General features: G+C 68.5%; 16 protein-coding genes. 3 read left to right on the top strand and 13 right to left on the bottom strand.

Annotated elements, in window-relative coordinates:
• Nucleotides 1-5: 5 nt before the first annotated feature.
• A complete protein-coding gene (locus ACFSJG_RS04080; protein ID WP_378483929.1) occupies nt 6-392 on the bottom strand; it encodes a Rieske (2Fe-2S) protein in 387 nt (128 codons plus the stop codon).
• Nucleotides 393-531: 139 nt separating this feature from the next.
• Between ACFSJG_RS04080 and ACFSJG_RS04085 the strand changes: the two genes are divergently transcribed.
• On the top strand, nt 532-1,329 hold the full coding sequence (locus ACFSJG_RS04085) for a polysaccharide deacetylase family protein (RefSeq protein WP_378483930.1): 798 nt from the start codon (nt 532-534) through the stop codon (nt 1,327-1,329).
• 19 nt (nt 1,330-1,348) lie between these two features.
• Here ACFSJG_RS04085 and ACFSJG_RS04090 read toward each other — a convergent pair whose 3' ends face one another.
• Genes ACFSJG_RS04090 through ACFSJG_RS04105 form a run of 4 tightly spaced genes read right to left on the bottom strand, consistent with a single transcriptional unit; the run spans nt 1,349 to nt 6,100 of the window.
• On the bottom strand, nt 1,349-2,407 hold the full coding sequence (locus tag ACFSJG_RS04090; protein WP_378483931.1) for an acyl-CoA dehydrogenase family protein: 1,059 nt from the start codon (nt 2,405-2,407) through the stop codon (nt 1,349-1,351).
• A 12-nt stretch (nt 2,408-2,419) separates the two neighbouring features.
• Nucleotides 2,420-3,649, bottom strand: a complete 1,230-nt coding sequence (locus ACFSJG_RS04095; protein ID WP_378483932.1) for an acyl-CoA dehydrogenase family protein — start codon at nt 3,647-3,649, stop codon at nt 2,420-2,422.
• Nucleotides 3,646-4,410 carry an enoyl-CoA hydratase-related protein gene (locus ACFSJG_RS04100; RefSeq protein ID WP_378483933.1) on the bottom strand — a complete coding sequence of 255 codons (765 nt, stop codon included), beginning with the start codon at nt 4,408-4,410 and terminating at the stop codon, nt 3,646-3,648. The genes ACFSJG_RS04095 and ACFSJG_RS04100 overlap by 4 nt, the downstream gene beginning before the upstream one ends.
• Before the next feature lie 7 nt (nt 4,411-4,417).
• Entirely contained in the window at nt 4,418-6,100 is a 1,683-nt protein-coding gene (locus ACFSJG_RS04105) for an AMP-binding protein (RefSeq protein ID WP_378483934.1), read from the bottom strand.
• A gap of 112 nt (nt 6,101-6,212) precedes the next feature.
• On the opposite strand from ACFSJG_RS04105, the gene ACFSJG_RS04110 reads away from it, so the two are divergent.
• On the top strand, nt 6,213-6,995 hold the full coding sequence (locus tag ACFSJG_RS04110; protein ID WP_378483935.1) for a FadR/GntR family transcriptional regulator: 783 nt from the start codon (nt 6,213-6,215) through the stop codon (nt 6,993-6,995).
• A 128-nt stretch (nt 6,996-7,123) separates the two neighbouring features.
• Nucleotides 7,124-8,476 (top strand): MFS transporter, encoded by a 1,353-nt coding sequence (locus ACFSJG_RS04115; RefSeq protein ID WP_378483936.1) that lies wholly within the window; start codon nt 7,124-7,126, stop codon nt 8,474-8,476.
• A 229-nt stretch (nt 8,477-8,705) separates the two neighbouring features.
• Here ACFSJG_RS04115 and ACFSJG_RS04120 read toward each other — a convergent pair whose 3' ends face one another.
• From ACFSJG_RS04120 to ACFSJG_RS04155, 8 genes are all read right to left on the bottom strand, one after another.
• On the bottom strand, nt 8,706-9,182 hold the full coding sequence (locus ACFSJG_RS04120) for a hypothetical protein (RefSeq protein ID WP_378483937.1): 477 nt from the start codon (nt 9,180-9,182) through the stop codon (nt 8,706-8,708).
• 293 nt (nt 9,183-9,475) lie between these two features.
• On the bottom strand, nt 9,476-10,816 hold the full coding sequence (locus tag ACFSJG_RS04125) for a lipopolysaccharide biosynthesis protein (RefSeq protein ID WP_378483938.1): 1,341 nt from the start codon (nt 10,814-10,816) through the stop codon (nt 9,476-9,478).
• On the bottom strand, nt 10,768-11,658 hold the full coding sequence (locus tag ACFSJG_RS04130) for a beta-1,6-N-acetylglucosaminyltransferase (protein WP_378483939.1): 891 nt from the start codon (nt 11,656-11,658) through the stop codon (nt 10,768-10,770). Before ACFSJG_RS04130 ends, ACFSJG_RS04125 begins: the two co-directional genes overlap by 49 nt.
• Nucleotides 11,655-14,225: an AMP-binding protein gene (locus ACFSJG_RS04135; RefSeq protein ID WP_378483940.1), complete on the bottom strand. Its 2,571-nt coding sequence runs from the start codon at nt 14,223-14,225 to the stop codon at nt 11,655-11,657. Before ACFSJG_RS04135 ends, ACFSJG_RS04130 begins: the two co-directional genes overlap by 4 nt.
• A 47-nt stretch (nt 14,226-14,272) precedes the next feature.
• On the bottom strand, nt 14,273-15,397 hold the full coding sequence (locus tag ACFSJG_RS04140; RefSeq protein WP_378483941.1) for an LLM class flavin-dependent oxidoreductase: 1,125 nt from the start codon (nt 15,395-15,397) through the stop codon (nt 14,273-14,275).
• Between the two features lie 10 nt (nt 15,398-15,407).
• The gene (locus ACFSJG_RS04145; RefSeq protein ID WP_378483942.1) at nt 15,408-16,592 is read right to left on the bottom strand and encodes a 3-dehydroquinate synthase II family protein; all 1,185 of its coding nucleotides are present in this window, start codon (nt 16,590-16,592) and stop codon (nt 15,408-15,410) included.
• Nucleotides 16,593-16,640: 48 nt separating this feature from the next.
• A complete protein-coding gene (locus ACFSJG_RS04150; protein ID WP_378483943.1) occupies nt 16,641-17,468 on the bottom strand; it encodes a 2-amino-3,7-dideoxy-D-threo-hept-6-ulosonate synthase in 828 nt (275 codons plus the stop codon).
• 138 nt (nt 17,469-17,606) lie between these two features.
• Complete coding sequence (locus tag ACFSJG_RS04155) at nt 17,607-18,794, bottom strand: 4-hydroxybenzoate 3-monooxygenase (RefSeq protein WP_378483944.1); 1,188 nt, start codon at nt 18,792-18,794, stop codon at nt 17,607-17,609.
• Nucleotides 18,795-18,892: the final 98 nt, after the last annotated feature.

The raw sequence follows: 18,892 nt of genomic DNA on the forward strand, positions 1-18,892 counted from the left end.
CGCGGTCAGGTACCGATCGTCAGCATGTCGCCCGACACGGCGACGGTGCGCGACGGGAGCGGCTCCTGGGCCGGTCCGACGAGGACGGCACCGTCCTCGATCGCGAACTGGCTTCCGTGGCACCGGCAGACGATCCGGCTTTGGTTGACGGCGGACACCAGGCAACTCTGGTGTGTGCACACCGCCGAGAAGGCTTGGAAGACACCAGGTTCCGGCTGGGTCACCACCACTCGTCCGGGTCGCAGGATCACGCCACCGCCGACGGGAACGTCCCCGACCGGGATCTGGACGGGACCCGTCTGTTCGGATTCGGGTTCGCCGCCGCCGGCGCAGCCGGCGACGGCCAGACAGCCGACCGCGCACGCCCCGGCGACGAATGCGCGACGGGACACCGTGACATCCGCTGGGCTCATACCAGGCGCCGGACGTGGTTGGTGATCATGGTTCGGCAGTGTATCCGTCGGTACTTTTCCGTACGACACGCGTGGGCGATTCGGTTGAGTTGTCCGATTTGCGATCTATCCTCCTGTCGTGGACAGACGGTTGTTTCTCGTCATGCTCGCCGCCGGTACCGCGATGGCCGCCGGGTGCGCCACCACCGCGGCGGTCGAACCGGTCCCACCCCGGCCGGATCCGCTCGGCGCCCCGTCGTCCGTGTCCCCGACGACGACGCTGCCGGGCCCTCCGCCGACCGCGGACCGGGTGGCAGTGCCTCCGGGTCCGCTCACGGGAATCCCGGGACCGGGATCCAACCTCGCACTGACCGTCGACGACGGAGCCGACGCCGAGGTGATCCGTGCGTACGTCGACTTCGCCAGGGACACCGGTGCGCGATTCACCTTCTTCGTCACCGCCGCTTTCCCCGGGTGGACGGAACACCGACGGATCCTGCAACCACTCGTCGACACGGGTCAGATCCAGCTCGCGAATCACACCTGGGACCACCCCGCGCTGACGTCGTTGTCGACGCCAGCGGTCGCCGAGCAGTTCGCACGCAGCAAGGCGTTTCTGCAGTCGACGTTCGGTGTCGACGGGACGCCCTTCTATCGACCACCCTTCGGGTATCGCAATGCCACCGTCGACGCGATCGCCGCGGACCACGGTTACACCGTCCCGACCCTGTGGTACGGCTCGTTGTCGGACTCGGGGTTGATCACCGAGGACTATCTGCTCGAATGTGCCAGGAAGTACTTCACCGCCCAGTCGATCGTCATCGGCCATGCCAACCATCTGCCCGTCACCCGGGTCTACGGACAGCTCCTCGACATCATCAGGGAACGCGACCTGTCGATGGTCACGCTCGACGACGTCTTCGTTCGAACCGTCTGACGCGAGGTGGGTGAGCCGGCTACGCGGGTGACAGTGCGGCGGTCGCAACAACTTCCAGGTGATGCTCGACGGTCCCGAACAACAATTCGTCGGCTTTCGCGCGTCGGAAGTACCGATGCAGTGGGTGTTCCCACGTGAATCCGATACCGCCGTGCACCTGGATCGATTCCTCGGCCGCGAAGGTGAATGCCCGCGAGGCCAGGACGCGGGCGATGCTGACCGCTTCGGTGAGGTCGTCGAGGTCTCGATCTTCCTCCCGCACCGCGTCCAACACCGCGGCACGAGCCAACTCGATCGCGACGAGCATGTCCGCGAGACGATGCTTGATCGACTGGAACGAACCGATCGGGCGTCCGAACTGTTCTCGAGTTCGCGCGTGGTCGACCGACATCTCCAGGCAGCGTTCGGCTGCGCCTACCTGTTCCGCTGCGAGAAGGGCCAGGGCGCACGCCTGCGCGCGGCGCAGCCCGGCGACCGGATCGGGTCCGCTCACCAATTGTGCCGTTGCCGCGCGGAACTCGACGCGGCCGAGAGGGCGGCTCGAATCGAGCGACGGGAGCGGTGTCGTCGTGACACCGGGAGAGGCGGCGTCGATCACCGCGAGCTGGGGCGCGTCGCCGACACGGACCACCACGACCAGCGTGTCCGCGGTGGCGCCGTCCACGACGAAATCCTGCGTCCCTGTGAGCAGAACGCGGTCCGCGGATCTCCCGCCCGTGATCGCGGTGTCCGTGAACGGATATCCCGTCACGAGGGCCGCAGTGCGGTCGCCCGATGCGATCGCAGGTAGGTGATCGGTGCGCCCGGCGTCGGATGCAGAGTGCGACAACACCAGTCCGGCGAGGCAGATCGACGAGAAGTAGGGGACAGCGGCGAGCGTCCGTCCGAGCTCGTACGCCACGACCGCGGTGTCGGCGACCGAGCAGCCGGCACCGCCGAATGGCTCCGGAAAGGGCATCTCGGTTGCCCCCAGTGCGATCAGGCCGTGCCAGGATTCGTCGTCGCCGGATCGCCTGGACAGGTAGCCACGCACACTGTCGCGCAGTTGACGTTGTTCGGGAGTGAGGTCGAGGGCCATGGTGAAGGGTTCCTATCGGGGTTCTCTGGGCAGCCCGAGGCCGCGTTCGCCGATGATGTTGCGTTGAATCTCGTCCGAGCCGCCGGCGATGCGGTAGCCCGGGGCGCCGAGAAGGTGCTCGGCCCACGCGTAGGTGTTCGGTTCGCCCGTGTCGGCGAGGATGCGCGGTCCCAGGAATCGCGCCGCGGCATCGCCGACACGTTTCAGGTTCTGCGTCCAGACCAGCTTGGCCAGTGACCCCTCGATCCCGGGAACATGGCCGGCCAGCTCACGTTCGGCGTGCAGAGCGTTCAGCAGCGCGGTGGCGCGCTCGTGGGCGACGACGTCGCCGACGGTCCTGCGCACCTCCGGGTCGTCGGCGATGCCGAGTTGCTGCGCCAGCCGCACGAGATCCGCCGCGTTGCCGCCCGCGGAGACGATCCCGCCGCTCGAGCTGCGCTCGAAGCCCAGGGTCGTAAGCGCAACCGACCAGCCGTCGCCGACCTCGCCGAGTCGAAGCGAGTCCGGCAGCTCCACGTCGGTGAGGAACACCTCGTTGAACGTCGATCCTCCCGACATCTGGCGGATCGGCCTGGTCTCCACCCCCGGTGCATCCATCGGAACGAGAAACGCCGTCATCCCGCGATGTTTCGGCGCGGCCGGATCGCTTCGAGCAATGAGCAGCCCCCACTCCGAGAACTGCGCGCCCGAACTCCAGACCTTCTGGCCCGACACGGTCCAGCCGGTGTCGGTGCGGGTGGCGCGTGTGGACAGGCCCGCCAGGTCGGAGCCGGCACCCGGCTCGGAGAACAGTTGGCAGCACAATTCGTCGGCGCGGAGGAAGGGCCGCACGAATCGTTCCCGCTGCTGCTCGGTGCCGAGCAGGTGCACGGTCGGCGCGATCAGTTCGACGGTCACCAGGATGGTCTCGTGCCGTTCGGGCGCCCGGTATCGACGTTCCAGCTCCACGTACCCCCGCTCGTGGGTCGCGGTCAGCCCCGGTCCGCCCCACTCCTCACCCCAGGTGATCGCTCCGAACCCGGCGTCCACCCTCGCTGCCTGCCATGCGCGGCCGCGCGCGAGGAGTTCCCGTTCCTCGGCGTCGGTGTGATCGTGGAAGACGGCGTAGGACCGCTCGGCTCGGCCGTCCGACATGTCGGGGTCGTCATCGGCGGCGAGCCGCGCAGACAGCCAGTCGCGCGCACGGGAGACGTACGCGTCGACGGATTCCGACGTGGTCGGTTCGGTGGATGCGATGGTCATCGGCTGTTCCTCTCGGCCAGTTCGGCCATGCGTGCCTCGACTGCGGTCTTGGAGTCGGGGTGGTCCGACAGGCGAACCGTGAACGTCTGCTCGTACTCGTACCCGCGTTTGAGATCGAGTGGTTCGCAGCCGTTGAGTGATTGTTTCGCGAGTACCAGTGCGTGCCTGCTCTTCTCGGCGATGATGCGGGCCCGCGACAGGGCGGCGTCGAGCAGAGTGGTGTGGGGGACCACCTCGATCGGCGCTCCCCACCGTTCCAGGGTCCTGGCCTCGGCGGGCTCTGCGGTGAAGAACATCCGGCGCATGGCCTGCTGCGGGAGCATTCGGGAGGTGAACCGACCGCCGCCGAGTACACCGACGTTCAGTTCGGGAAGTCCGAATGTCGCTCTCTCCGAGGCGATCACCAGATCGCACGAGGCGGTCAGCCCGAAGCCGCTGCCGAGCGCGGCTCCGTTGACCGCGGCGATCACGGGAACGGAGCAGTCGACGAGAGTGAACATCGCGCGTCGTACCGTGCGCATCTGTACCTCCGCGGCAGCGGAGTCCATGGTGCGGAACTCGTCGAGGTCGTTCCCGGCGCAGAACACGTGTCCTCGCCCGGTCAAGACCGCCACCTTGACGCTGTGGTCGTCCGACACGGCGTCGAAGGTCGCGGCGATCTCTTCGTAGGTCGATTTGTCGAGGGCGTTCACCTTGCCCCGGGCGAGTTCGACCAGGGCGATCCCCGGCTCGGGGTGGGTAACCAGAACGTTCCTTGTCATCGTGCGCTCATCTCTCGTACGAGGCACGAACGCTGACGCCGGCCATCTGCTGCGGAATCGTGTTCCGGTCTTGCGTCCAGTCGCGCAGCGCGAACTTCTGGATCTTGCCGCTGGCGGTCTTGGGCAGGGAATCGACGACGAAGATGCTCTCCGGGATCTTCTGTGTGGCGACCTCGTGGGCGGTGAGGAACCGCCGGACGTCGTCGAGCGTGAGGGTCTCGCTGTCGGTGGTGACGACGAAGGCGCATCCCCTTTCGCCTGTGGTCGGATCCGGTCCGGCGACGACCGCGACCTCCGCGACCGCAGGGTGCTCGCTGAGCAGGTTCTCCACCTCGTGGGTGCTGATCTTCTCCCCGGACCGGTTGATGATGTCCTTGATCCTGCCTTCGATGTGGATGGCTCCTGCACCGTCGAAGCGGGCGAGATCTCCGGTGCGGAAGTAGCCGTCGGCGGTGAAGGCAGCGTCGTTGAGTGCCGGGTCGAGGTAGCCGAGGAATGTGTCGGGTCCGCGCCAGAGGACCTCGCCGACGACATCGGTGCCCGCGGTGTTGCCGGATCCGTCGACCACGATCACCTCGGTGGGGTCGAGGATCCGCCCGTCGCTGCGCAGCCGGACGTCCTCGGTGTCCGCGAGGGTGCCACAGGTGACGGACGGCCCTTCCGTTGCGCCGTACATGCGGGTCACGGTTCCGAGCCGCCGCGTGGCGCGGCGCGTCAACTCGTCGGGGATGTCGGCGCCGCCGCAGACGATGTACCGGATCGACGGAGTCTGCCGATCCGTCGACTCCGCGGCATCGAGCAGCCCCTGGAGGAACGGTGTGGAGAAGATCATGAAGCTGGCGCGCGTCGCCGTGATCCGGTCGAGCGCCTCGAATGGTTCCCAGACACCTTGCAGCACAACGGGTATTCCCAGTACGAACGGGAGGGTGAGCGCGCAGTTGACGCCCGTGACATGAGTGACCGGGGACGGATTGAAGATGACGTCGTTCTCACCCAGGTCGAACAGCTGGATCATCGAGTTGTTCTCGAAGACGAGGCTGTTGTGCGTGTGCAGGGCGCCCTTCGGGTCGGCCGTGGTACCGGACGTGTACAGCAGGAGGCAGACGTCGTCGGGGTCCGGTTCGGGCAGTGCGCCCACGATCGCCGCCGCGTCCGGGCTCGCCCCGTCGATGAGCGCCGACCACGTGGTGAACCTGTCCGATTGTGTCGGGGACCCCTCGTCGACGACGACAACCCGACGCAGATCCGGTAGGTCGTCCAGGAGGTCTGCGTACATCGCCGGGTAGTCGAATCCGCGATAGGTGCCGGGTATCAGGACCGCGCGCGAGCGCGCCTGCCGGAGAATGAACCTCAGCTCGCGTCCGCGGTAGATCGGCACGATGGGGTTCGCCACCGCGCCGAGCTTCATGACCGCCTGGTAGGCGATCACGGCCTCGGCGCTGTTCGGCAGTTGGAACGACACGACATCGCCGGCGGCGACACCGTCCTCGTGCAGGGCTGCCGCAAGCCGGGTCGCGGCCCGGTCGACCTCGGCGAACGTGAATCGGCGGTCGCCGTCGACGACCGCGACGCCGCCGGGACGTCGTTGTCGCAGATCGGCGAGGTGGGATCCGACCGTGCGGTCGAGCCAGTGGCCCGCTTCGCGATACCGCGTCGCCAGGTCGGGCGCAGGCGGGTGGGTGGGCAGCATCGTGTACCTCCGTCGAGCTACGAGAGCGTGATGGCGGCCACGCTAACCGAAAACTCAAAATATGTACAGAATTAGTGTTGGGTCGTGACGGGAGTGGGTAGGGTTCCTGATCATGGCTGCCGCACTGAAGACCAGCGACGAGAACGAGCGACCCAACGTCGTGGAGTCGGGGCGCGGACGTGCCCCGAAGATGTCGAGGCAGATCGCGAACAGGATCGCGGAACAGATTCTGCGCGGGGACATCCAGGTGGGGGAGAGGCTGCCCACCGAGAAGGAGATGGTCGCCGAGTTCGGCGTTGCGCGAACCACTGTGCGGGAGGCGCTTCGACTGCTGGAGAGCCAGGGGCTGGTGACCATTCGGGCAGGTGTCGGTGGCGGGCCGGTCGCCTGCCGGCCGCAGTTCGCCGCACTGGGCAACACGATGAAGCTCTTTCTTCAGCTCGAGAATGCGAACCTCGCGGACGTCATCGACACCCGGCTGACGCTGGAGCCGGTCGTCGCCCGGCAGGCGACGCCCCGCATCGCCGACGGCCGGCTCGACGAGCTGCAGGAGGCGCTCGACAGCATTCGTGCGGACCCCGACGACTACGAGAACTTCGTGCAGAAGAACGCGCTCTTCCACACGATCATCTACACCGCCGCAGGCAATCCCGTGCTGCGGATCGTGATGGAGACGCTCCTGCTCCTGGTGTCCGAGGTGGAACCGGCGTCCGGGCATCCGCAGGTCACGCGGATCGCAGCGGTCGACGCACAGCAGCTCGTGCTGAACGCCATGCGATCGCGGAACGCCGACGCCGCAGCGGATGCGATGGGGGCGTTCGTCCACGACACCGCCAAGTACTACCGCAGGCGGTTGGCGCAGGAGATCTCGCAGCCTGTCCACTGGCAGATCTGATTCGCCTCGAAAAATATGTACACATTTTGGCGTCCGGCGGTTATGGTGTGAACGGACCTGCGATGTGATCTGGGCCTCATCGCTCCTTCCTCGGTTCCCCCACACCTCCGTACAGAATGGAGACGTCCGTGGCGAGTCACGAGACCTCCCAAGACAACCCTTCGCTCGACCGGACCCGACGTCGCGGCGTACTCGCCGCGGCCGTCGGCACGATCGTCGAGTACTACGACCTCACCGTCTACGCGTATCTCGCGGTCGTCGTGAGTCCACTCTTCTTCCCCGGTGACGATCCGACCGCCTCGTTGCTCGCCAGCCTCGCCGTCTTCGCGTCCGCCTACCTCATGCGCCCGATCGGCGGTATCTACTTCGGTCGTCTCGGTGACCGGCGCGGACGGAAGCGGGCATTGCTGGTGTCCGTGCTCCTGATGGGAGTGGGCAGCCTGCTCATGGCGCTGCTGCCGACCTACGAGACCGCCGGGATCCTCGCGCCGATCCTGCTCGTCGTGGCCCGCCTGGTCCAGGGATTCTCCGCCGGCGGCGAGCTCGGCGGCGCGCTGACCTACGTCTACGAAACGGTCGGCCCGAAGCGGAAGGGGTTGGGTGCCTCGTTCGTCGCTCTGGGCAGCAACAGTGGCTTCGCGCTCGCGGCCATCGCGGTGGGAACGGTCTCGGCGCTGACCACCGAACCGCAGATGTCCAGTTGGGGTTGGCGTATCCCGTTCCTCCTCGGCGTGCCGCTGCTCCTCTTCTGCCTCTGGACCCGTACCCGGATCGAGGAACCCGAACAGTTCACCGACGCCGCGGCGAAGGACGACATCGCCAAGGCCCCGCTGACGGAACTTCTGCGCACCCACCCGAAACAGGTCCTCCAGGTCTTCGGACTGGGCGTCGCGCAGAACGCCACCGGGTACATGGTGTTGACCTACATGGCAATTCACCTCGTCCGGGAGGGCGGGTTCGATCGGACAGCCGTCACCTGGACGACCGCGCTCATCATCGTGGTGATCGCACTGCTCATGCCGGTCGCGGGCCTGCTCGTCGACAGGTTCGGCAGCGTCCCCGTCGCGGCCGTCGGGCTGGTCGGGTCCGGCCTGCTCGCCTATCCGATGATGTCGCTGATGGGCGGCCACGGGCTCGGCGTGGCAGCGTTGGCCTTCTTCGTGTTCGCGCTGGGAACACCGCTGATCCAGGTGGCCACCGCGCCGCTGTTCCCGTCCCTGTTCAACTCCCGCGTGCGTCTCACCGGCGTCGCTCTCGGATTCAACCTGGCGACGATCGCGACCGGCGGAACGGCGGCCTACATCGCGACGTGGCTGATCGACCGGACGGGCAACTCGTTGTCGCCGGCCTGGTTCCTGGCCGGGTCGTGCCTCATCGGCATCGTGACACTGCTCAGCATTCGCACCGTGACCTATGGCGGGGCTCGCGCTGCAGTGCGTGTCGAGTCGCCTGACGGGGTGCACACGCCGGCCGGTCGGTGACGGTGAACGGCGACGACAGCAGCGCCCTTGCGAAACGTGTTCGGCCGGTTCGGTAGTCGGAGTTTCGTGTCCGCTTCCTGTGGACGCGATCCGAGCGGGGGGCGCGCCGACGGCGCGCTCCCCGCTCGTGGGATGCAGTGGAAGCCGTTCGCGGAGCGCCGGAAACGATGCCGGGTGCGGCCGGTGGGCCGAAGCCCGCCGACCGCACCCGGATAGCGAAACCCGCTGACTAGCTACCGAACTGGCTGAACACGTCCTCGACGCTGCCGGTCTCGGGAGCGACGGCGCCGTCGGTGACCGCCACCTTCACAGGCGCGCCGACGAACTGGTAGGAGGTGTCGCCGATCTCCTTGCACTTCGTGACCACCCAGTACTCGCCGGTGGCGAGGTTCGTGGAGGTGCCCGAACCGGCGACGCCGGCAAGGACCTGGTTCTTCACCATGTCGGTGCCCGTGATCAGGTACTCCTGGACCATGTTGGCCCGATCGAACGCGGTGGCGTCGCCGCGGTATACGTAGCCCTCGCAGTAGTTGAACGGCAGCGTGGTCTTCAGGCCGGTGAGCGTCGTGGTGATCTGCGCGCCGGACACGGTCGCAGTCCAGGTACCGGTGACCTGTGCCGACGACAGCGCCGGGCTGGAAACGAGAGCGAGTGCGGAGAGTCCGGCAATCACACCGGCGCCGGCCAGCTTGCGTGAAACACCCATTGTTGGTTCCCTTCGGATTTGGACACCACGCTGCCTCGTGCGGCGCGGCGTGTGATCGACATCGTGCGCGGCGCCGGGTTGTCCCCACGCGCCCTGCGCAATTGGTGAGTCAAGCTTGTTGACTGAGGGGGACCTTACTGAGGGAATGCTTAAGGGACGCTGAGCTCGCGGGTGATCCGGTCAGGGAGTCGACGAGGCGCAGAAGGTTGCGGGGCCGGCGGGTTTCGGGCGGCGATTGCGATCTGCGGTGGCGCGGAGAGGTGTAGCGTCGTCGGTCCTGTGCGCGATCAGGATCACTCGACGGAGACGGATTCCGGGGCGATGCCGAGGGTCGTGTCGGTGGGACGCGTCATCTCGGAGATCGCTCGACGTAGCGGCAGCGCGACGACGATCAGCGCGATGACCTGTGCGGTGAGGGAACCCCACGCAACGCCGATCAGACCCACCTCCGGAACGAGGGCCGTCGTCACGCCGAGGGTGGTCGCGACGATGACGACCTGGACCGCGAGCATCAGCCGCAGGCGGCGAAGGACCTGGGCGACCAGGAAGTACACGATGACAACGGTTCCGACGACGGACTCCACTGCCATCACCAGCACCAGTCCTGCGGCTGCGTGGAAGTAGTCGGGGCTCACCACGTACAGCACCAGCGGCCCACCGACGGCGAGGCCAGTCGCGGAAACGAGGGCGACGGCCCCGAGCATGCGGATCAGGCGGCGGAACAGTGCCGCCCGGTCCGCGCCCGGTCCGGACGCCTCGACGATGAACGAGGAGCCCACTCCGGATCGCAGCAGCCCGACCGCGGAGCACATCGTCCACGCCAGGTTGAAGTAGGCGTTCTGCTCGGTACCCAACTGGGACACCACGATCAGCGGCAGCACCAAGGGTGTCACCGTGACCACGAGCGTCATTGCGAAGTACACGCCCTGGAACGCCCAGAGCTCCCGGGCGGGGGGCAACTGTGGCTCGAGGTCCCGACGCGCACTCGTGGCCCGCAGCAGCCAGAACACGGCCGCCGCGCTGACACCGAGCGCGAGGACCGCCCACGAACCGCTCAGCGCGAGAGCGGATCCGGTACCCGCCAGGGCGACGACGGGCACGATCTTGAGCACCGACAACGCGATGTTCTTGACCGCCACTGCCTTCGCCAGTCGCAGACCCGTCAGGATCGGGTCGGTCAACGCGTACACCGCGAATGTGAGCACGATCAGCGGGAAGAGGGCCTTCTCGACCGGCGACGTGAACATACGGTCGTTCGACGGGTTGACCAGTAGGAAGAGTGATCCGAGGAGCAGTGCAACGGTCGCGGTCAAGGAGAGGCCGCCGACTACCAGGCGGCCGGAAGAGCGGCCGGCCACAGGCAGGAAGCGCTGATACGCACCACCGAGGGACAGGCACGACACGGACGCGAGCATCGTCGCGGTGCTGATCACAGCGGACGCCCGGCCGACTTCCGCGGTGTCGAAGAAGCGTTCCGCGACGGCCCAGTACACCAACCCCAGCGCACCGGTCGCCACCGACGAGACCATCAGTGCCGCGGCATTGGACTCGAGTCCGGGTGCGGCGAGCCGCTTCGGCAGCCGGATCACGGAGTCACCGGCCGGGGTGAGCGGAACGCGTCGATCAGGTCCCACGATTGCTCGTCGACCTTCCTTGCGAACATCGCCGGTGACCGGCGTAAGCCGGCCTCGTCGGCGATCGTCAGCCCGCGCGGATTGATCGACTGCGGGTCCGACCAGTCGATGTAGTGCAGTCCGTGCAGGGGATCGGCGAGGTAGGAGGCGACGTCGGTCACACGGTCGACGTGCTGGGCGATGCGATTCGCAAGCGGGGACGCCGCGACGATCGACTGGAAGACGACCTCGTCGGCGCAGAGGGTGTGGCGGTGGAACCGGAGCCACTTCGGGTGTTCGGCCAGGAACCGCATGACCTCGTCGATCGCGTCCGGCGACAGCGCCCACCACGTCGAGCCCTGGAACAGGGGAATGGTGGCATCGACGCGCCGCGGCACACGACCTGACAGCCGGGCGCGCAGCGGGGTGCTGTCCTCGAGAAAGTGCCGGCGCCCCACGACGTGGGCACGTTCCGCGCGCGGACCGCTGAGATGCCAGTCAATGCGCATGAACTCGGTCTCGCCGGACCATGCCTCGAGGACATCGTCGATCGGTGCTATGCACAGGTCGGCACCGGAGTGCAGTGCGAATCGCCGATAGCGGTGACCCGTGGCCCGCGCCGCCGAAACGAGGTCGAGAGTCGCGTACACCATGCTCAGCCCACCCCAGCTGACCTCACGACGATTCGTCAGATACGTGAGGCCGGTGCGCTCGGGTGCGGCGGCCAGGAAGGGGCCGAGGTCCGACTTGGCGTCGACGTGGACGTACACGTCGATCTGTGGGTGCCGCAACGAGTCGAGGAGTGCCGCCAGGACCCGCGGCTGGTGATGCGCGAGCACCAGCACCGCGAACCGGTCGGTCATGTGGTGCGCTCCAACGCGGCCCGCACCAACGCCGCCGTTCGTGCGACGTGCGGTGCGCGCAGCATGCCGACGTGGTCACCGGACACCCGGTCGACCGACACCACGTTGGGCGCGATGATCGGCCACCACGACGGCTCGTCGGGGTTGTCCTCGGCCATCACGACGGCGACCTTGCCGTCCCACGGCCGGAGCTTGTGCAGCAGTGCCACCCGCCGGCCCACTTCGTGGAACAGGTCCCACTGCTTCTCCGCCGAGCGGGGAACGATCCCTGCCGTCAGGAGCTGGAAACGGGTGCGCCACAACGCGCCACGTCCGGGTGCAGGCGCGTCGACCGCGGGCGGTGTGTGCTCCGTCCGGGGCAGGTCCGGACCGCCTGCCGACAGCGGACCACCGAGCAGCGTGTCGAGGCACACCACGATCCGGATCTGCTCGCCGTCGGACTCGAGCAGCCGAGCCGCCTCCATCGCGATGACCCCGCCGAGGGAGTGCCCCACGAAGGTGTACGGGCCGTGCGGCTGGACGGAGCGGATCTCCTTCACGAAGCGGCGAGCCGCTCCGGCCACGGTCCAGTCCGGGATTCCGCGACCCTCGAGGCCGTGCGCCTGCAGTCCGTGGACGGGACGGGACAGTTCACGTGCCAGCGGCAGCAGGGCGAGAGCCGTCGATCCCGCCCCGGCGAACGCGAACACGGGTTCGCCGACACCGTCGGGCCGCAGCGGAACGAGCACCGACGTGGCCGCGGCCACCCCGGACTTCGTGGTGTCGAGATGGGCGGCGAACTGCGCGAGAGTGGGGAAGCCGGCGAGCGTCGCCGACGACAGTTGGACGTTGAATCGCTCCTCGACCCGGGTCAACATTTGCTGCGTCTGCAGCGAGTCCCCGCCGAGGGCGACGAAATCGTCGTCGCGGCCGATCTTCTCGACTCCGAGGATCCCTGCCCACAATGCGGCGACGGTCGCCTCGGTGCCGTCCATGGGCGCGACGACGGGCGGACGGGGAGCCGGATCGGGCAGCGCCCGGCGGTCCACCTTGCCGCGTTCGGTCCGCGGCAGTGCGGGCATGAGCACGAGATGGGTGGGAACCATCCAGTCGGGCACCAGGTTCCGCAGTTCGCGGCGCAGGTCGGCGGCGGACGGCGCCCGGTCGCCCGGTGCGACGGCCACGTATCCCGCGAGCACCCCGGTGCCGGCTTCCGACCGGGCGACGACGACGGCGTCCTCGACTGCGGGAAGCCGGCGCAGCGCGGACTCCACCTCCGACGGTTCGACGAGATAGCCGCGCACCTTGACGGCGTCGTCGCCGCGTCCCACCAGGTGCAGGATGCCGTTGTCGTCGAAGCGGCCCAGATCGCCCATCCGGAAGTAGCGGGCGCCGCGCGGGGTCACCCCGAACCGGTCGTCGGCGGGCGCGGGCCGGGAGCCGTCCACGAAGTAGCCCTCGGCCAGGTAGTCGGACTCGACGACGATCTCGCCGACCTCGCCCGGGCCGACCACCCGTCCGTCGGGGCCGAGCAGTCGGACCGTCTTGTTGGCGGCGACCACCCCGACCGGCAGGACACCGTTGGGGACGGGACGGCCGGGCGGGAACATGTTGAACGCCAGGTTGCCCGTCTCCGAGGACCCGGACAGGTTGCAGTAGCAGCCGTTCGGGCCGAGCTGCGACCGCAGTCGTGTCACGTCCTCGCCGTGCACGGCCTCCCCGCAGGTGGTGACGAGCCGAAGCCGCGACAACGCAGGCGTGCCCTCGCATGCCCGGAGCACCGCCCGCAGCAGTGACGGGGTGGCGTGCAGCGTGGTCAGGCCCTCGCCCGCGATCCACCGCGGCACCGCGTCGATCCCCACCTCGCGGGGATCGAGGACGTGCAGGGTGGCGCCGTTCAGCAGGGCGGTCATCACGACGTCGAGGCCGCCGCCGAAGCTGATCGGCAACGCCATCCCGACCCGGTCGGCGGCGGAGGTTCCGATCGTGAGGTGGAAGTCCGCGGCCTGGTTCAGCCACAGGCGCTGGCCCTGGCGGACAGCCTTCGGCTTGCCGGTCGAGCCCGACGTGAAGAGCAGGACCGCGGCGTCGGTCGGGATGCCCGACCGCAGTGGCGCGTCGGGCGCGGCGGGCAGTGCGGCCAGTTCCGACGGGCGGAAGCGGACCGCGTTGCTGCGGGTGAGGATGTCGGCGCGGCGCTGCTCCGGCAACTGCGAGTCGAGCAGCACCAGTGGGTATCCGGACAGCAGGACGGTGACGATCGCGACGACGCAGTCCAGTGTGCACTCGGTGTCGATCGCGATCGGACGCCGGACACCCGCGAGGGATGCGACCAGCGACCGCGCGCCGGAGAGTGCCCGTTCGTTCAGCTCCCCGTAGGTGATGCTCTCGCCGCGGCACACGACCGCGGTCTGCTCGGGCAGGTACTCCACGACGACGTCGAAGCGTTCGCGGATCGAGAGCCACGGCACGGGAAACGGCTCGTGGCTGCGCGGTTCGACAGGTGAGGTGGGAGCGGGGCGCCGGCCGATCGCCGGCATCAGGACGGTTTCCTCGGCGTGCGGCGTGGCGCGGGACTGCGGGCTCACAGGAGTCTGCGGGGTAACTGGTCGATCGGGCACTGCAACCTCACACGTCAGGTATCGGTGGCGACACCGAGACGCGGGAACAGCAGATCCGCGACGATTCTCGCCTCGTCGATCAGCGGCCACCCCGACAGGATCCAGATGTCGATACCGAGATTCTCGCTCATGCCCAGGATGCGGTCCGCAACCTGGTCCGCGCTGCCCACCAGATAGTTCCCGGTGCCCTTGCCCGCGACGTCGAACGGTGGCTCCGCGCCGGTCCACGTGGTCAGGCCCGCCGCCATGTTCGGGGCGTACTCCAGCTCCGCGCGGGTCGGCAGCCGGCCCGCGCGCAGTGCGTCGATTCGGGCCTGCACCTGGGCGTCGTCCGACGTCAGGTCGGCGAGCGGCGGGAAGCCGAAGCTGGTGAGGTTGCGGTCCGCCGTCGCCAGCACCGACGCCGGGTCGGTCTGCGCCAGCTGCCATTCGAAGCGTTCCCACGCCTCGTCCTCGGTCTCGCGGACGACGACGCTCGCGAGCACACCGAACCGCATGTCCCGGCCGGCGTCGGCGCAGGCCTTGCGGACCTTGGTGAACACCGCGTCCATCGCCGGCTCGGGGCTCATGAACATCAGGTACGCGTCGAGCACCGCCGCGGCGTGCGCGATGCCCTCGGGGGAGGCGCCCGTCCCCCAGATCGGGACGCCGCCGGGTTGGCGGGTCCCCGCGATCGCGGGCTTGTACCGCGGGCCGTACTCGAAGTGCGTGCCCTGGTAGGCGTCGGTGTCGTCGAGGTACAGCTTCTTGAACAGCGACCAGTACTCCTCCGAGACCGCGTACCGCTCGGCCTTGGAGTGGAACCGGCCGTACCGCGCCAACACGGCATCGGCCCCGTTGACCTGGTTGTAGATCAGCCGACCGCCGGAGTACTGGTCGAAGACCTGAGCCTCCTCGGCCAGCAGGACCGGCGGTTTGACACCCGGATACTCCGGCACCACGAACCGCAGCCGCTCGGTGTCCGCGACGAGCGAGATCGCCTCGCGGGCCGTGGTGAGCGCGCCGAAGTAGCCCAGAGAGTCCAAGGTCCGGGCCTGCTCGCGCAGGGCGCCGAACGACGGTTCGACGCGGTGCCGCGGATCCCACGGTGCGTCGCCGTCGTTCGCCCCGATGTACCAGAGAATCTCGGGTGTCGTCACGGTCGTCCGATCAGCGCTCGTCGCAGAACTCGGTGATCGGCAGGCCGACGTGCCGAGCCTCGGTCGGGACGTACCCGAGGAGCTTGTCGCCGGGCTGGAGTTCGGTGACGTTGTTCACCGAGCCGCCGGGGCCGAGCAGCCGCACGTGCCAGTCGTCCTGCGCGATGACGTTGACGTTCTTGCCGTTCGGGGCGACCGCCGTGATCGAGATCAGCGGACGCTTCTCGATCTTCACGCGGCCGATGCGGACCTCGCGGACGCTGCCGTCCGTGCGGACCGCGAGGATCGGGAACCCCGCCTGCAGTTCGCTGACGTAGCGGGTGCGGTTGTCCGGGCCGAGAACGTAGGAGTGGACCGCACCTGCGTTCCACCGGAACGGGCGGGTCGGCATGTACGGCAGCGGATGGGTCTCGCTGCACGACAGGAACATTCCCGTGGAGAAGGAGCCGATGAGGCAGCCCTCGTCGAGTTCGAGCAGCGAGCAGGTGTCGATGCATGCGCGGTCACCCATGCCGATGTGCTCGACCTTGGTGACGACGAGCTCCGAGAGCTCCATGCCCTCGAGCTTGTGGTCGACGATCCGGGCCAGCTTCACGACGTCGTCGGCGTTGCGGGGCGCGAGCAGCAGGCCGTCGGAGCCGTGCTCGAGCACCAGCTTCACGATCTCGGCGTCCTCGACGTCGGTGACGGTGGTGACGGTCCGGCCACCCGAGTTCTCGGCGGCCGCGATGACGATCTCCAGCGGGATCTTCGTCGGGTCGGTGAAGGTGAGCAGCGTCCACGGCACCTCGCGGACGACCTCGCACGCCTCCTGCAACGTCGGAGCGTCGGACACCACCACGTGCACACCGCGATCCGGGGTGTGGCCGATGTGCTTCGAGTGCACGTCGGCGCGGTCGGACACGATCACGAGGTCGACGGCGTCGTACGGGAAGTCCTCGGCGACCGGGGACTCGACGGCGAGGATGCGTCGCACGGTCGGCGGCAGGCCCTCGAAGGTCGCGGCGTCGTCGGACAGGATGCCGTCGATGCGGTGGTGCAGGGCCGCCTGGACGACGGCGGGCAGCAGGTCCGAGTCCACGGCGCGCACGTCGAGCCACGCGAAGTGACCCTCACGGCTGACGGGGGTGCGACGGGTGTCGGCGCCCGCGCCTGCAGTGGGGACGATCTGATCGGTGACGATGGTGCTGTCCATGTTCGGACGGGTTCCCTTCGGGTAGTGAAGCAGGTGGATCGGGTGCCGTCAGGCGCTTTCGAGCTCGATGGCGGGAGCGGGGGAGTGGACGAGCCGGGCGAGGGCGGATGCCACCGCGAACGGATCGCGGGCCTCGAAGACGTTGCGGCCGAAGCTCAGTCCCGCCACCCCGGACCCGAGGATCTCCGCGCCCAGTGCGATCGCCCGGTCGTCGCCCGCGTCGGCGCTCGGACCGCCGGCCACGCAGATCGGGATGGGGCAGGACTCGACCACCCGCCGCATCTCGTCCGGGTCGCCGCAGTAGTCGAGCTTGACGACGTCCGCGCCGAGGTCGGTGGCGATGGCGGCGAGGTGGGCGAGTTCGCTCGCGTCCGACGGCAGGTCGGCACGCAGCGGTCCGCGGGCGTACATCATCGCGAGCAGGGGCATGCCGAGTCGCTCGCACTCGCGGGAGACGGCACCGAAGTCGGCGAGCTGGTCGCGCTCGGTGGGGGATCCGATGTTGACGTGGATGCTGACGGCGTCCGCTCCGATCCGCACGGCGTCCTCGACCCCGGTGACCAGGACCTTCGCGTTGGTGTCCATGCTCCGGGTGGTGCCGGCGGAGAGGTGGACGATCAGCCCCGTCTTCGCGAACGCGGTGGGGTCCACGTGCCTGACGCGACCGCGGTGCAGGATCACCGCGTCGGCTCCGGCGCCGGCGAGAGTCCGGACGGTGACCTCGGCGTGGTCGGCGCCGCCGAGCGGCCCGACGGTCACCGAGTGATCCATCGGAACGATGAACATGCGGCCGGTGTTGTGGTCCGAGATACGGGAGAGGCGAAGGCTCTTGCCGCTCGAGACGCGTGCGCGTGTGGTGGTGGGGAAGCTCAACATCGGCCGGACTCCAATCGGAACATCGCGCAGCGGGGAACGCGCTGAGACCCCGCGGTATTAGGGTAGGCTACACATAGCGATTTGCTGGAGCATAGGCGGAGGGCTGCGATCTGCGCCACACTGCCGGTGCTCCGGGAATCACCCCGTGAAGCGCCAATAGGTCGGGAACGGCAGGCCGAGGTACACCTCGCCGAGCGCGGACTGCTCGGCCTCGGACTCGGCCCACCGCGCGAGCCGGGCCCGACGGAGTTGCCAGTCTGTCGGGTCGTCGCTCAGTGCGTGCAGCGTCGTCGTGAGCGTCCACGAGAACTGCTGCGCCTTCCAGATCCGTGGCAGGCACGTCGCCGAGTAGTCGTCGAGGTGCGACCGATCGCCCGCGGTGTAGAACGCTCCGAGCGCATACGAGAGTGTGCTCGCGTCGGACACCGCGAGGTTCAGTCCCTTTGCGCCCGTGGGAGGCACGATGTGCGCGGAGTCGCCGAGCAGGAACAGCCGCCCGTGCTGCATCGTCTCGCACACGTACGAGCGCAGCGGCGCGAGCGACCGGTCGAAGATCTCACCGCGCTCCAGTTCCGGGTGGTCGTCGCTCGCGCTCCGCACGGTCAGCTCGTCCCAGATCCGCTCGTCGGACCAGTCGCCCAGGTCGGTGTCCGCCGGGACCTGCAGGTACTGCCGGGTGATGCTCGGGCCCCGCATGCTGTGCACCGACAGGCCGTTCTCGTGGGCGCAGTACATGCCCTCGGGCGTCGTGGGTGCAGTGCGGGCGAGGATGCCGAGCCACGCGACCGGGTAGGTGCGGGAGTACTCGCGCAGCCGGTCGGCAGGGATGTGCGCCCGGCTGACGCCGTGGAAACCGTCGCATCCCGCGACGAAGTCGGCGGTGATCTCGAGCGGCGTGCCGGCGTGGTCGACCGTCAGGCGGGCGCGGTCGGAGGTGGTCTCGACCGCTGTCACCGTGGCGTCGAAGAGCAGCGGACCGCCGGTGGCCAGGCGGTCGGCGACGAAGTCCTTCACCAGTTCCTGCTGGGCGTACACGGTCGCATGACCGCCGACCAGACGGTGGAAGTCGAGGCGGTGGGTTGTGCGGTCGAAGCGCAGGTAGAAGCCGTTGTGTGACATGCCCTCCCGGTCGAGGCGATCCGCCACGCCGAGCTCGCGCACGAGCGCGACGGTGGGCTCTTCGAGGACGCCTGCCCGCGTGCGGGTCTCGATGTACTCGCGGTCGCGGCTCTCGAGCACGATCGACGAGATGCCCTGGAGGTGGAGCATGCGGGCGAGCGTCAGGCCCGCCGGGCCGGCCCCGATGATTGCTACCTGGGTGTGCACGTGCTTCCCGCTTCCTGCTGGTGTGACAGTCCTCACAGAGGCGCCCTTCGCGCTTTGCTTAGGCTTGCCTACCTTCTACTGTATAACTCGCGGTTCGA

This window comes from Rhodococcus gannanensis, from assembly GCF_042681175.1.
Taxonomy (GTDB): domain Bacteria; phylum Actinomycetota; class Actinomycetes; order Mycobacteriales; family Mycobacteriaceae; genus Rhodococcus_G; species Rhodococcus_G gannanensis.

What these genes read in the sequence shown, in the direction of transcription:
- ACFSJG_RS04095 (WP_378483932.1), bottom strand. Translation starts at nt 3,649, where the DNA reads ATGACCATCGCATCCACCGAACCGACCACGTCGGAATCCGTCGACGCG.
- ACFSJG_RS04090 (WP_378483931.1), bottom strand. Translation starts at nt 2,407, where the DNA reads ATGGCCCTCGACCTCACTCCCGAACAACGTCAACTGCGCGACAGTGTG.
- ACFSJG_RS04150 (WP_378483943.1), bottom strand. Translation starts at nt 17,468, where the DNA reads ATGTTGAGCTTCCCCACCACCACACGCGCACGCGTCTCGAGCGGCAAG.
- ACFSJG_RS04105 (WP_378483934.1), bottom strand. Translation starts at nt 6,100, where the DNA reads ATGCTGCCCACCCACCCGCCTGCGCCCGACCTGGCGACGCGGTATCGC.
- ACFSJG_RS04120 (WP_378483937.1), bottom strand. Translation starts at nt 9,182, where the DNA reads ATGGGTGTTTCACGCAAGCTGGCCGGCGCCGGTGTGATTGCCGGACTC.
- ACFSJG_RS04110 (WP_378483935.1), top strand. Translation starts at nt 6,213, where the DNA reads ATGGCTGCCGCACTGAAGACCAGCGACGAGAACGAGCGACCCAACGTC.
- ACFSJG_RS04145 (WP_378483942.1), bottom strand. Translation starts at nt 16,592, where the DNA reads ATGGACAGCACCATCGTCACCGATCAGATCGTCCCCACTGCAGGCGCG.
- ACFSJG_RS04130 (WP_378483939.1), bottom strand. Translation starts at nt 11,658, where the DNA reads ATGACCGACCGGTTCGCGGTGCTGGTGCTCGCGCATCACCAGCCGCGG.
- ACFSJG_RS04100 (WP_378483933.1), bottom strand. Translation starts at nt 4,410, where the DNA reads ATGACAAGGAACGTTCTGGTTACCCACCCCGAGCCGGGGATCGCCCTG.